Raw genomic sequence first — 13,730 nt, forward strand, 5'->3', positions numbered from 1 at the left:
GATCGGCGGGCGGCGCCGGCGTCGGGGCGGGTCTCGGTGGTCTCGGGTTCGTATCGAAGGAGGCTAAGATGGTTCGTCGAACAGTCATTCTACCCCGGGTGCTCGCGCTCTTCGCGGCCGCGGCCGCGCCCAGCACCGCCGCGGCGCAGGGCGTGTCGGCGCCCAGGCCGTTCGGGCACTGGAGCTTCGACGCCTGCGCGGGGGGCCAGGTCGTCGATCAGGGCGCGACGCCCCACCACGCCCAGCTCCACGGCACCGCCGCTTGCGGCGACGGGCGCTACGACGGGGGAGCCGTCTTCGACGGCGCCCCCGACAGCCGGGCCGAGGTTTCGAGCGCCTCGGCCTTCGCCGTGCCCAGGTTCACGGTCGCCGCCTGGGTGAAGCCCGCGGGGCCGGGCGCGATCGTGAACCGCTGGTGGAGCCCCGACGTGTGGGGCCTGTGGTTCCTCGGGGACAGGTTCATGTTCGCCGTGACGTTCCCGGGCGGGCAGTGGGGCACCACGGTCTCGGTCACCGCGCCGGCGGTGGCGGGCCGGTGGGCGCACGTCACGGGGTCGTACGACGGCAGCCGGATCGCGCTCTACGTCGACGGCGTGCTCGCCGCGTGGAAGCCCGCCAGCGGCACGCCGCAGGCGTCGAGCCGGCCCATCGTCATCGGCAACCACCCGTCGTGGGACGGCTTCGAGGGCTCGATCGACGAGGTGCTCTTCTACGACCGCGCCCTCAGCGCCGGCGAGGTCTCCGCCGTCGCAAACTCGCCCCCGCCCCCGCCGTGGGCGCTGCCCGCGGTCTACGAGGCCGAGGCGCCGTCGAACGGTCTCGAGGGGCTCTACGTCGACGACTTCAACTGCGGGTCCTGCTCGGGCGGCACCGTCGTCCGGGGCATCGGCTACGACGCGTCGCTGCGCTTCGAGGGCGTCATGGCCCCGACCGCCGGGCGCTACCTGCTCGAGGTGGACTGGCTCGGCTATGAGGGCGAAGCGCTGGTGAGCGTCAACGACCGGCCGCCGACGTTCGTGCCCTTCACCGACGGCGACTTCTACACGCCGACCACGCGGGTGCTGCGCGTCGACCTCGACGCCGGACCCAACGCCATCGCTTTCTCGAGCTCGGGCCGGCCCGCGCCCGACATCGACCGCCTTCGCCTGACCGAGGGAGCGATCGATCACGTGACCCTCGACGACGTGCCCACGACGGGCGACCCGGTGATCGGGGCCGCCGCCACCCACGAGCACGTCGCCTCCGAGCTCGCCTTCAGCGGCAAGTGGTTCTGGGGCTCGGTCGAGGGCGACGAGGCCGAGGCGATGCAGAGCTGCGACGGCTCGGGCCACACGCATGCCGGCGCCGCCGGCATCTGCGACGTCGGCTTCGCGAACCTCCTGGGCGTCGACACCTGCTGCCACGGCGGCGGGCTCGGCGACTGCTACTACAAGCGGACCGACGGCCACACGGGCGACCCCGAGCATGACTACCTCGAGTGGCCCAAATGGGACACCAACGCCCACCCCCGCTACTGGCACGGCTACCTGCGCCGCGCCCTCGAGGGCGGCCTCAAGCTCATCGTGGCCCAGGCGGTCGAGAACTACCCGCTCTGCTCGCTCGTGCGCAACGGCGTTGGCACCAACCCCTTTCGGCAGGAAGGGTTCGAGTGCGACATGGCCGACTCGCTCCAGAGCATCGTCAGGCAGATCCAGTTCTTGAAGGCGCTCGCCAGCAACCACGCTGACTTTCTCGAGATCGCCTATTCGGCGGCCGACGCCCGCCGCATCATCAGCGAGGGCAAGATGGCGATGGTGATCGGCATCGAGGCCGACTACGCGTGGGCCCCGTACGACAGCCCGGTCGACCGCCTCGAATATTACCACGACCTCGGGGCCCGCACGGCCTTCCTCGCGCACTCGCTCAACACGCGCATCGCCGGCACGGCCATCTACGTGCCCCAGTTCGCCGCGCAGCAGTCATTTCTCAACTGCTTCTTGCACAACGTGCAGTGCCAGACCGACCCGAACAACCCGTTCGCGACCGACCCCGAGCACCCCTTCGCCGTCGACCAGAGCAACCAGCTCGGCTGCTCGCCCGCGCACGCGACGAGCTACGAAGAGCTCTGCTCGCTCAAGATAGCCGAGCGCTTCCTCAACGCCGGCGCTTGGGACGGCTTCAAGGTGTACCCGGGCGGCGGCGTCATGCCCGGGGTCGACGCGACGATCACCGACGCGCCCGTCGCGGTGAGCAAGAACGTGCTCGGGCTGACCTACGAGGGCGCGCAGGTCGTGGACCGCATGATGGACAAGGGCATGCTGCTCGAGATCGGGCACATCTCCGAGCAGGCGATCGAGGACGTGTATGCGCTGTCGTCGGCGCGCTACGGCTACCCGCTCGTCGCGAGCCACGTCTACGCCAGGCGGATCAGCGCCGACGGCAGCGCCGGCTGGGAGGGCAAGCTGGGCGACGACGCCCTGCAGATGATCGCCGAGACCGAGGGCTTCGCGGGCCACTTCACGGGCGGCGACGTCGCGCTCGACTACCCGAGCTCGGGCGTCGAGAACTCCTGCGCCCGCTCGACGCGGTCGCTGGCCCAGAGCGTGGCGTACGCGGCCGACCTGGCGGGGAAGCGCGTCGCGTGGGCCGGCGACTTCCAGGGCCTCGGACAGGGGGTCGCCCCGCGGCTCGGATACACCACCGATCGCGGCGACTGGTGCAATGGCAACTCCGTCGAGCAGTGCTTGCAGCGGCCGGGCGATCTGGGTGAGTGCGCGGGTTGCCTGGCGCAACCCCTGTCGAGCATCGAGGCGTGCATTCCGTCGGTCGACCCGAACCTGACCCATTACAGCACGCAAGACGAGAAGGACTGGGCGTACTTCCACACCCGCGGCTACGCCCACCACGGCCTCATCGCGCAGCTGCACGACGATCTCGAGGCCGTGGGCCTGCGGCCGGAGTACCTGAGCGCGCTGCGCGATCAGTCGGCCGAGACGTTCATCAGGACGTGGGAAAAATCGGAGTACATCGCCGGGTTGCCGAGGCCGCTGCGCTGACCCGGGGGCGGGCGCCCGCCGCGCGCTGGCCGCGGGCGGCGGGGCCTACGGCCCGGGGGGCGGGTAGTTCGGCTCGGTCATCCCTTGAATCCACTGCGTGACCAGCTGCAGGCCGGTGTTGTCGACCTGGCGGGTCGCGATGCGCGGCATCTGCCCCTCGAAGCCGCGGAGCTCCTGGCGGGCGACAAGCAGGCTGCGCGACGGATCGCCAGGACGGATGTCGTACCAGTTGGCCGGGTCCGGGTTCTTCAGCCCCTCGTACTTCGCGTTCTCCGCCGGGCGCTTGTTCATGCCCGTCCGCACGGCGTCCGTCGCGGCCACGCTGCCCAGCTCGCTCGCCTCGAGCCGCAGGTACAGGCCCGTATCGTGGGCCGCCGACTCGGGCAGGTCGTTGTGGCAGCTCACGCCGCAGTTCGCGTGCAGGTAGCCGAGCGCCTGGCGCTCCACCTCGTCGCCGGGGATCGTCAGGGCGAGCGGGCTCGCGTCCTCGATCACGCCGAGCGCGACCAGCGACTCGCGCGTGACCCCCTCGGCGCCAGGGCCGAGCATCAGCGCGTCCCAGCCGAGGACGAAATCGGCGCGCCCGACGTGGCACTCCTTGCATTGATCCCGCGTCGGCACCATGTGACCGGTGCCGTAGAGATCGGGCACGCCGAAGTCGTTCTGCATCTGGATCGCCTGCCGCTCGTCCTCGGACCAGACATAGCTCGTGTACACCCAGCCGGCGGCCATCTTGCGCAGGAGGCGCGTCTCGGCCATGCGCAGCGCGCCGTCCGCGCCCTTCACGCGGAACTCCTTCCAGAACTGCGTCCCCTCGGGATACACGAACGCGTCCGGATTGCTCACGTCCACCCGCTGGCCCTTCGGGATCGAGACGAAGCGCCGCTTGGCGGCGCCGTCGCTCCAGAGCTCCATCGCAGGCTTGTACTCGAGCACGCCGCACGCGAGCTCGCGCTTGTCGAAGTCCCCGTAGAGGCCGGTACAGCGCAGGTCCACCGGCAGCACGCCGTCGAGCGGCGCCGCGCAGTCCACATCGGTCGGCATCGTGTATTCGACACACGCCGGCTCGTCCGAGCCGTCCGGCCCGGCGTCGACCTCCGGCATCGACACGCCCGGCCCCCCCGCCTGGCCCCCGGGCGGCGGATCGCCGCCGCCCGAGCTACACCCCATCGCCACCAGCAGCGCGCCGGCAACAGAACCTTTCCTCACGACATCATGAAGCATGCGCGCATGGTGCCACAGGAATGGAGCGCCGGGGAACGTGGATTCACCGACTCCGCGCCGCGTCGAATCGCCCCGCGCGCGTCATCCGGCCATGTGAACGTGCACGCGCCGACCGATGAAGTGCGCCCAGCAGAGCGCGTTCGATGACGCCTGATGCCGAAAGGGGGCTCCAGTGAAAAAATGAACCTTCGAGTATCCACTGCTGCTGTACGGCGCCCTTCAGGCGCGAAACGGTCCAGGGTGGATGTACGGTTGTGGTCTGTCCGCTGCGCGCTCGCGCGCTCGCGGCGCGCCCTCGCGCCACGCGCTCGCGGCGGACGAGGTGCGGCCAGAGCAGCACGAGGTGCTGGCGGCGTGCTCGCGACGCAGCACCGGGCGGGCGGGGGCCCGCGGGAGCGCGGGGAAACGCATGGCACGGCGCGTGCGACGTGCGATCGCCGCCGGGGTGGACGGTCGCGGACGAGGGCGTCGCCCTGCCGAGAGCGCCCGGCAACCTCTCTTTCCCGGAGCCTTCGCATGAGTGGACTCAGTCTCGTCTTCGATACGCCGCAGCTCGCACAGGACTACGAGGCACGCAGCGCCGAGCGGCAGTTCCGCCACGGCCAGCGGCTGATCGCCGAGCTCGGCGTTCGCGCGGGCGAGCGCGTGCTCGATATCGGGAGCGGCACCGGGCTGCTGGCGGAGCACGTCGCGGGCATCGTCGGGCCGACGGGCCAGGTGCTCGGGATCGATCCGCTGCCGCTGCGCGTGGAGATCGCCCAGCGCAAGGCGAGGGCGAACCTCGCGTTCCAGGTCGGCAACGCCTACGCGCTCGACGGGCGCCCGTCGGGCAGCTTCGATGTCGTGTACCTCAACGCCGTCTTCCACTGGCTCCCTGAGAAGACCGAGCCGCTGCGGCAGATCCACCGCCTGCTCAAGCCGGGCGGGCGCGTCGGGCTCACCACGGGCGCGAAGGACCAGCCGAACCGGCTGCAGGCCATCAAGCGGCAGGTGCTCTCGCGCGAGCCCTACGCGCGCTACCCGGAGTCGCTGGCCGGCACGCCGCACTGGGTGACCGCCGAGGAGCTCGCCGGCCTGCTCGGCGGCGCCGGCTTCTCCGTGCAGAAGATCGAGGCCCAGGAGAACGTGAACTACCAGCCGGACGCGAGCGCCGCGATCGCCTTCTCGCAGGCGAGCTCGTTCGGCAACTTCCTCGGCCACCTGCCGGAGTCGCTGCGCGTCCAGGCCGTCGAGGACATCAAGCGCGAGCTCGAGGCCTTCCGGACGCCCGAGGGGATCCGCCTCGAGGGCAAGCGGCTGTTCGCGATCGCGCACAAGCCGGCGTCGCACTGACCCGGGGGGCCGGTCCGCCGGCACCCGAGCGCGACGCCACCCCACGATGCTTTTCGGCTGACAAAACCACAAGGAAAACTCCGCATGAGCGCCACGACGAACCAGAGCAGCAATGGCAGCAACGTCCTCGAGATCGTGCCCGTCGCCGGCCGGATCGGCGCAGAGGTGCGCGGCGTGCGCCTCTCCGCCGATCTCGACGCCGCCACGGTGAGCGAGATCCGGAAGGCCTGGCTGCGTTACAAGGTGATCTTCTTCCGCAACCAGCACCACCTCGACGACGCCGCCCAGGAGAAGCTCACCGCGATCTTCGACGGCGCGCCCGTCGCGCACCCGACGGTGCCCGTCGTCCAGGGCACCTCGTACATCCATGAGCTCGACTCGCGCTATGGCGGCCGCGCGAACTCCTGGCACACCGACGTCACGTTCGTCGACGCCTACCCGAAGGCGTCGATCCTCCGGGCGCTCGTGATCCCGGCGTACGGCGGCGATACCGTCTGGGCCAACACGGTCGCGGCGTACGAGGATCTGCCGCCCGCGCTGCGCGAGCTCGCGGACAAGCTCTGGGCCGTGCACAGCAACGAGTACGACTACCAGGCGCGAAAGCCGCAAGCGTCGACGGATGACGTGCGGCGCTTTCAGGAGGTGTTCACGTCGACCGTGTACGAGACCGAGCACCCCGTGGTGCGCGTCCACCCGGAGACCGGGGAGCGCTCGCTCGTGCTCGGCCACTTCGTCAAGAGGCTCGTCGGCGTCTCGTCGTTCGACTCGGCGCACCTCTTCCAGGTGCTCCAGGACCACGTGACGCGCCTCGAGAACACGATCCGCTGGCGCTGGGCCGCCGGCGACGTGGCGATCTGGGACAACCGCGCCACCCAGCACTACGCGATCAACGACTACGGCGACCAGCTCCGCGTGGTGCGCCGGGTGACGGTCGACGGCGACGTGCCCGTCAGCATCGACGGCAAGCGCAGCGTCACCCGCAAGAAGGCGCCGCGCGCCGCCGCGGCGAGGAGCGAGAGCGCCGGCGGCACGGGCGCCTCTGTGGCGGCTGCGACGGCGTAGTGCCCAGCTCCGTGCGTCAGAGATCCCGCGAGGGATCGCTGACGCACGGAGCTCGTCGCGAGCGGCGGCGCTACCGGCCCGTCAGCTCGCCGGTCCCGAGCAACCGTACGCCCCGAGCTCCCGGCCGACGTAGATCCCGACACGCGGCTCCATGGAGACCCAGCTTTCCGGGGCGCAGCGCTGGCGTCAACGGCGGCCGCCGGGCGGGTCCTTGACGGCGGGGATCGCCTGCGCTTCATCTGCGGCGGAGGAGTGCCCCGTGGGTGAAGCAGGCAAGCGCGATGACGCTCGAGACGGAGGGCAGAACACCGCGCACGTCGTGGTGATCATGCTGATCGTGGCCTTCGGCGTGCTCGCGCTGCCGTGGATGGTGCTGCGGAAGCTGGAGGCCCGGGCCCCGGGGCGCGGCGAGGCGGCCTCCGGCGTCGCGGACGAGGATCTCGCCCAGGGGGGCAAGATCTATTACCGCTCGTGCACCGGGTGTCATCAGGCGAGGGGGGAGGGGAAGCCCGGCCGGTATCCGCCGCTCGTCGGCGCGTCGTGGCTGCTCGAGGACAAGGAGACGCCGATCCGGATCACGCTGCTCGGCGCCGCCGGGCCGATGGAGGTGAACGGCGTGCAGTACAACGACGTGATGCCCAACTTCGGCGTGAACCTGTCGGACGAGGAGATCGCGCTGGTGCTCACCTATGTCCGATCGAGCTGGGGGAACAGCGCGCCGGCGATCACGAAGGACGACGTTGCGAGGGTGCGCGCCTCGCTGGGAGACCGGATGGAGCCGTGGGCCGGCGGCGCGGCGCTCTCGGCGGCGCGGGAGACTCCGGTCCTGCGCTGAAGCGCGCAGGCCGGCGACGACGGGCGCGCCGCGGCTCGAGCGACGCGCGCCCGCGCGCCGGCGGGCTCCGCGGCGATGGTCCCGGGACGAGCCATCCGAGCTCGGATGCGGCGCGCGCGGCGCAACGTTTGCTGGCGGTGGGGCGGGGCGATCTCACGCGCGCAGCTGCCGCGCGGGCGGCACGAGGCCGAGGCGCGTGCCCAGCCAGCCGGCCAGCGCGCGCAGGAAGGGGAGCTTGGGCAGCGAGGCCACGATGGCGAGCACGTCGGCGAGCGACGGCGCGTCGCCGCCGTGGCCCGCCGCGCCGGAGGAATCGAAGAGGGTGGCGGCGCCGGTGTCGAACAGCGGCGCCTCGGCCTCGATCTCCCAGCCGACGAAGCGCTGGAGGAGCGCGTCGTGACGGGCGAGCTCCCGCTCCGCCGCCTCGTGGCGGCTGTCGAACACCCAGCGTCCAGCGAGGCGGGGACCTCTACAGGGGGCGTTGAGCAAGTGTGCTCTGCCCCGAGGAGACCGTTTCCGGTGTCGAGGAGGCAGCTGAGCTTCCCCGGGAGACCGTTTCCGGTCCCCGGCGCTGCCCGCCCGGCCCCGCGACGGTCACTCCCGCACCGGCTCCTGTAGATCCACCCCGAAGCGCTCGCGGTACCCGCGCCGCGCCGCCTCGCGCAGCTCGTCGTCACCGCGGCTCACCTGCTCCTCGATGCCCGCGTTGCGCCCCGGCGCGCCCCGTCGCTAGAGTGACCGCATGTCCGACCTGCTCGTCAACATCGATGTGCCGGCGATCGAGCCGGCCATCGCCTTCTACACCCGCGCGTTCGGCCTGCGCGTCGGGCGGCGCTTCGGCGGCGCCTTCGTCGAGCTCCTCGGCGCGGCCGCGCCCATCTATCTCCTGGAGAAGCCGGCCGGCAGCGCGCCTGCGGCCGGCGCGCCCGCGCGCGACTACCGGCGCCACTGGACGCCGGTCCATCTCGATTTCGTCGTCGACGATCTCGAGGCCGCCGCGCGTCGGGCGCAGGAGGCGGGCGCGGTCCCCGAGGCCGACGTCGAGGTGACCGCGTGGGGGCGCATGCTCCGCCTGGCCGATCCGTTCGGCCACGGCGTCTGCCTGCTTCAGTTCAGCGGCCGCGGCTACGACGAGATCGCCACGCCCGGCTGAGCGAGAGCCGGGGGATTCGACACCAGTTCTTCTCTTCGGGAATGCACGAGCGATGGTCACGATGAGCTCGGGGACGATCGCCTCCGAGCTCATCGATCCAGGCAACGCCTCTCACGATCTGCGAACTCCAGAGCTCACACGACCGGGCGGGGTGCGCCTCATCGACGCGCACGCGGCGTCGATCCTCGTCGACGCGGCGAAGGCCGCCGGGCTGCTCGGGCCCCGGGTCGTCCGCCGGCGAGCAGGCGGCGCGGCTCGCCGATCGGTACCGGCCTCGGTGGCCGCCGGGGAGCCGAGCAGCTGCCACCTTTGCACGCAGCGATCTCAGGAACGAAAGCCTCGGGGAAAACCCGATGGGTAAACGCTCGAAAGACCTACGGCGATCCCCTGGCCCGTGTCCTGCTAGAGGTGCACGGCAGAGCGCCCGTGACGGTTTCCCCCCCCACCGTCGAGCGGGCGCTCTTTTTTTGTCCTCCGGCGCGGGGAGCGCCGGCAGGCCGCCCGGCCGCTGCGATCACGGGTCGGCGGTGACGAGGGCGACGGCGAGGCCGTCGTAGCCCTTGGCGCCCACCGTCTGGATCGCCGTCGCGCTCACGCGCCGCTCGGCGGCGAGCAGCTCGTAGAGGCGGCGCACCCCCTGGACGTTGGGGTCCGCGCTCTCGGGGTCGACCACCGCCCCTCTGCGCACGACGTTGTCGACCACGATGACGCTGCCGCGGCGGGAGAGCTTCAGCGCCCAGGCGAAGTAGTCGGGGTTGCTCGGCTTGTCGGCGTCGATGAAGATGAGGTCGAACGGTCCGCGGCCCTCCGCGGCGAGCTTCGGCAGCGTGTCGAGCGCCCGCCCGAGCCGCAGCTCGACGCGGTCGGCCACCCCGGCGCGATCGAGGTTCGCGCGGGCGACCTCGGCGTGCTTCGGCTCCGACTCCAGCGTGATCAAGCGGCCGCCGGCGGGCAGCGCCCGCGCGAGCCAGATGGTGCTGTACCCCCCGAGCGTGCCGATCTCCAGGATGATCCGCGCCCCATGGATCCGCGCCAGGAGATTCAGCAGCTTGCCCTGGTTCGGCGCGACGTTGATCGGCGGTAGGCCGGCCGCGGCGCTCGCCTCGAGCGCCGCGTCCAGCGCGGCGTCGGGCGGCACGAGCAGATCGGTGATGTAGCGATCGACGGCTGACCATTGCTCCTGAGTCATGAGTGTTCCTCCTCACGTCGCGGCGACCCCGGAGCGCCGCGCCCGGGTGAGCCGAGCTTCTTGTGGTTCGATTGACAGACATCAAGGCAACGAGCGTCCCAACGAGGACACCTCGCCGCCAGCCTAAACGTTGGATGTTTGTTCGTTATAACAGATGCAGGCGGCGGGCACATCGCCCGCGCCGCTGCGCGGGCTCGATCTAGCGCGGCACGAGGACGCGGGCGTCCCAGGGCCCGAGGTCCAGCGCGACGGAGCCCGCCTGGAGGTGCGCGCCGGCGCCGCCCAGGGCGTCGCGCAGGCCGCCGCGCGCGTGGGCGGCGAACGGCTCCGGGACGGCGAGCCGCTGCTTCGCCGGGCGCTCGCTGAAATTCAGGACCACGAGCGCGAAGCGCGACGCGTCGTCGCCGTGCCTGACGTAGGCGAAGACCTCGTCGTCCTGCCCGGCGTGCACGACGACGAGCCCCGGCGACCGGAGCGCCGCGAGGGAGCGCCTGAGCCGGATCAGCTGCTCGTAGCGCCGGGTCAGCGGCCCGCGCGGAGGCCGCGAGACCGGGGCGAGGCCGCCGTAAGGCTCGTACTCGGCGCCGAGCTCGTCGAACGCGTAGAGGCACGGGATGCCCGGCAGCGTCAGCAGCGCCGCCGCGGCGACGCGCGTCAGACCCGGCCCGTGACGCGTGATGAAGCGGGCCCCGGTGTCGTTGTTGTTGATGAACCTCAGCGTGCGCTCGGGGCGCGTGGCGTGCGCCTCGGTGGCGGCCAGCGCCGCGCCCAGCCGGGCCGCGATGCCGCGCGGCGCGTCGAACACGCCGCTCCACGCCCACCGCCCGAGCTCCTCGGTCCAGTCGTACGCCGCGTCGAACCCGCTCTGCAGGTAGTACGGGTCGCGCGCCGAGGCCTCGGCGATCAGCGCGAGATCCGGGCGCACGCGCCGGAGCTCGGCGGCCCACGAGGACCAGAGCTCGCTCCGCCGCTCCTGGATGCCCCACGCGGCGTCGACGCGATAGCCGTCGACGCCGAAGCGCTTCACCCAGCGCAGCGACACCTCGAGCATCCAGCGCGCCACCTCGGCGTTGTCGTAGTTGAGGTTCGGCAGGTGCTCCCAGTCGAAGTAATGGGTGGGCTCGCCGCCGGCGCCGCGATCGTAGAACGCGAAGGTGTGGGCGCGGCTCCCCTGCCGCTCGGCTTGCTGGAAATACGGGTGCTCGATCGAGGTGTGGTTCGGCACGAGGTCGAGCAGCACGCGCAGGCCGCGCCGGTGCGCGTCGTCGACGAGCTCGCGCAGGTCCTGCTCCGCTCCGTAGTCGGGGCGCACGCTGAAGTAGTCCGTGACGGCGTACCCGAAGTCGCCCTCGGGCGCGGCGAAGATCGGAGACAGCCACAGCGCCGTGACGCCGAGCCGCTCGAGCGCGGGGAGGGCGGCACGCACGCTCCGGAGCGGGGGATCGCCGAAGAAGGGCGGCACGACGCCGTAGAGGACGGCGTCGTCGATCCATGACGGCGCGCTCGCGCCCGGGGGCGCATCGAGCGGCGGCGCGACGCGCGCGGTGTCGCTGCGGCCGCGCGCGTCGCGCACCGTGAGCTCGATCGTGGCGCGCCCGGCGGCGTCCGGCGCCGGCACCTTGATGCGGGCGCCCTGCCCGAGGCGCTCGGCGGTCCCGTCGCCGCGCGGCCGGGACCACGCGAAGGCGACGAGCTCGGCGCCCGAGCGCTCGCTCGGCTCGCTGCCCGTGGCGTCGAGGACGAGCCGGTCGCCGGCCCGCGCCGCGCGGGCGCGGGCCCGGGGCGCGTCCTCCAGCCGGACGCGGTAGGTGACGGGCGGCGTGACCAGCTCGCCCGCGCCCGTCGCGCGGCAGCGCGCGGCGATCTCGTTCTCGCCCTCGAGCAGCGGCACGTCCGCCGCGAAGCGCCGCTGCTGCTCGATCGCGGCGGGGTGGACGTCGCCGCCCACCTGGATCGCGCAGTCCTCCAGCGTCCCCGGCCCGGCGAGGGCGCCCTGGATGCGCGCGCTGAAGGCCCACACCTCGGCGTCGTCGGCGTGCAGCTCCAGCCGGGCGCCCGCGGCCCCGGACGGGCGCGGCGGCGCGGAGGTGGCGGCCGACTCGCACGCGGGCGCGGCGGAGAGCAGCGCGACGATCCCTGCGACCGCGGCGAGCGCCCGCGGGCGCCGCGCCGGGCCCGGCGCGGGCCGCCGCCGGACGCCCGCGTGCGGGTCGATCGCGATCGCGCCGGCCGGCGAGGAGGGGGCTGCACCGGGGGAGGGGGCGGCGGGCGAGCGAAGGAGGCGAGTCGACATGGGGCTGCGCGGCGAGCGGGGGAGCCCCTCTATTCCAGAACGACCTCCGGCGATCGCCGCTGGGCAGAGAGCGCGGAGGATTTATGTCGCGATCTCCCCGGTCTCCTCCGGCGCCGTCGTGCCCCGGTGATCGGGGCAACGCCTTCCGGTCCTCGGCCTCTCGCCGCGCGCCGCCGGCGCCCGGGATCAGGCGGCGGTGCGGAGGGCGGCGCGGCCGCGGGCGCGCAGGGTGAGCGGGACGCCGCCGGCGGGGCCCAGCGTGAGGTTGCGCCGCACGGGCCGCGGCGGACGCTCGTCGAGCAGGCGGAACTGCCACGCCGACAGCGCCACGCCGAGCACGATCTTCATCTCGAACATCGCGAAGGCCGCGCCGATGCAGCGGCGGTTCCCGCCGCCGAACGGCAGGTACTCGAACGGGGAGTACTTGCGCTCGAGGAAGCGCTCGGGCCTGAACTGCGACGGATCGGGGTAGAGCTCGGGCCGGTGGTGCACGAGCAGGATGCACGGCGCGACCCCCGTCCCCGGCGGGAGCGTGTGCTCGCCGATCCGGAACGGCTGCGCCGCCATGCGCGGGGCCTCGGTGACGATCGGGTGCAGGCGCAGCGCCTCCTTGCACACCGCGTCCAGGTAGGGCAGCGCGGCGAGGCGCTCCGGGTCGGGCTCCGGGCCGAGGGCGTCGATCTCGTCGCGCAGCCGCGCGAGGACGGTCGGGTGGCGGTGCGCGTGGTCGAGGGCCCACGCGAGGGCGAGCGCGGTGGTCTCGTGCCCGGCGAAGAGCAGCGTCCGGAGCTCGTCGAAGATGGCCTGGTCGCTCATGCTCGAGCCGTCGTCGTAGCGGGCCGCGACCAGGAGGCTCAGGATGTCGTCGCCCGGCGCCGCGCGCGCCCGCGCGATCTGCTCGCGGCACAGGGCGTCCAGGTGCTCGACGCGCCGGCGGAAGCGCGCGTAAGGGCCGAGGCCCCCGAGCTCGCGCTGCAGGATCGGCAGGAAGGTCAGCGCCGGGGTCAGCGCGTCGGTCATCGCGACGATCGCGCGCGCGAACGCGCTCATGCGCGACGGCTCCTCCACCCCGAAGACGGCGCGGAGGATGACGTCGAGCGAGATCGCCTGCGTGATGTCCTGGGCGACGGCGCGGGGCGCGCGCGCCGCCTCGGCGAAGCGGCGCGCGGCGACGTCCGCCATCGCCGCAGCGTAGGCGCGCATGCGGTCGCCGTGGAACGGCGGCGTCAGCAGCTTCCGCTCGCGCCGGTGGCGCTCGCCCGAGAGCATGACGAGCGAGTGCTCTCCGACGAGCGGGGCGATCGACTTGGTGGCGTACGGGACGAGCGCGTCGGGCGGCGCGGTCATCACGTCCTGCACCGACGCGGGGCTGCCGGCCATCACGACGTCGCCGTTGTACATCGGGACGTTGAAGACGTCGCCGTACGTGGCGGCGCACCGGGACAGGAGCTCGATCGGACGCGTGAGGAACTGGTAGGTCGTCAGCAGGCGGCCCTGCGGGCCTCGGGGCAATTGGCTCATGGCGCACCTCGGCAGGAGCTCGATCCCGGTGGCGCGCGGCGCCTCGCCGGGATCGATCCAACGATGAGGCCGGCGCGGCGGCGCGG

Annotated in this window: 10 protein-coding genes; 5 read left to right on the plus strand and 5 right to left on the minus strand. The window is 72.7% G+C overall.

Annotated elements, in window-relative coordinates; translation table 11 throughout:
- Window positions 1-68 precede the first annotated feature (68 nt).
- Window positions 69-3,035: a LamG-like jellyroll fold domain-containing protein gene (locus WME98_RS42895; RefSeq protein WP_437947419.1), complete on the plus strand. Its 2,967-nt coding sequence runs from the start codon at window positions 69-71 to the stop codon at window positions 3,033-3,035.
- Window positions 3,036-3,080: 45 nt separating this feature from the next.
- Here WME98_RS42895 and WME98_RS42900 read toward each other — a convergent pair whose 3' ends face one another.
- The gene (locus WME98_RS42900; protein WP_437947420.1) at window positions 3,081-4,244 is read right to left on the minus strand and encodes a hypothetical protein; all 1,164 of its coding nucleotides are present in this window, start codon (window positions 4,242-4,244) and stop codon (window positions 3,081-3,083) included.
- Between the two features lie 531 nt (window positions 4,245-4,775).
- Between WME98_RS42900 and WME98_RS42905 the strand changes: the two genes are divergently transcribed.
- From WME98_RS42905 to WME98_RS42915, 3 genes are all read left to right on the plus strand, one after another.
- Window positions 4,776-5,591, plus strand: a complete 816-nt coding sequence (locus tag WME98_RS42905) for a class I SAM-dependent methyltransferase (protein WP_437947421.1) — start codon at window positions 4,776-4,778, stop codon at window positions 5,589-5,591.
- Window positions 5,592-5,675: 84 nt separating this feature from the next.
- Entirely contained in the window at window positions 5,676-6,653 is a 978-nt protein-coding gene (locus WME98_RS42910) for a TauD/TfdA dioxygenase family protein (RefSeq protein WP_437947422.1), read from the plus strand.
- A 259-nt stretch (window positions 6,654-6,912) separates the two neighbouring features.
- Window positions 6,913-7,488, plus strand: a complete 576-nt coding sequence (locus WME98_RS42915; RefSeq protein WP_437947423.1) for a c-type cytochrome — start codon at window positions 6,913-6,915, stop codon at window positions 7,486-7,488.
- A gap of 153 nt (window positions 7,489-7,641) precedes the next feature.
- Here the strand turns inward: WME98_RS42915 and WME98_RS42920 are convergent, their stop codons facing one another.
- A complete protein-coding gene (locus WME98_RS42920; protein ID WP_437947424.1) occupies window positions 7,642-7,932 on the minus strand; it encodes a hypothetical protein in 291 nt (96 codons plus the stop codon).
- Between the two features lie 298 nt (window positions 7,933-8,230).
- Between WME98_RS42920 and WME98_RS42925 the strand changes: the two genes are divergently transcribed.
- Window positions 8,231-8,641, plus strand: a complete 411-nt coding sequence (locus tag WME98_RS42925) for a VOC family protein (protein WP_437947425.1) — start codon at window positions 8,231-8,233, stop codon at window positions 8,639-8,641.
- Between the two features lie 514 nt (window positions 8,642-9,155).
- Here WME98_RS42925 and WME98_RS42930 read toward each other — a convergent pair.
- The 3 genes from WME98_RS42930 to WME98_RS42940 all read right to left on the minus strand — a co-directional run bounded on the left by WME98_RS42930 (window position 9,156) and on the right by WME98_RS42940 (window position 13,644).
- Window positions 9,156-9,830 carry an O-methyltransferase gene (locus WME98_RS42930; protein ID WP_437947426.1) on the minus strand — a complete coding sequence of 225 codons (675 nt, stop codon included), beginning with the start codon at window positions 9,828-9,830 and terminating at the stop codon, window positions 9,156-9,158.
- Between the two features lie 199 nt (window positions 9,831-10,029).
- Window positions 10,030-12,123, minus strand: coding sequence for an alpha-amylase family glycosyl hydrolase (locus WME98_RS42935; RefSeq protein ID WP_437947427.1), 2,094 nt, complete (start codon window positions 12,121-12,123; stop codon window positions 10,030-10,032).
- 186 nt (window positions 12,124-12,309) lie between these two features.
- A complete protein-coding gene (locus WME98_RS42940) occupies window positions 12,310-13,644 on the minus strand; it encodes a cytochrome P450 (protein WP_437947428.1) in 1,335 nt (444 codons plus the stop codon).
- Window positions 13,645-13,730: the final 86 nt, after the last annotated feature.

This window comes from Sorangium sp. So ce296, from assembly GCF_051529605.1.
GTDB classification, from domain to species: domain Bacteria; phylum Myxococcota_A; class Polyangia; order Polyangiales; family Polyangiaceae; genus Sorangium; species Sorangium cellulosum_D.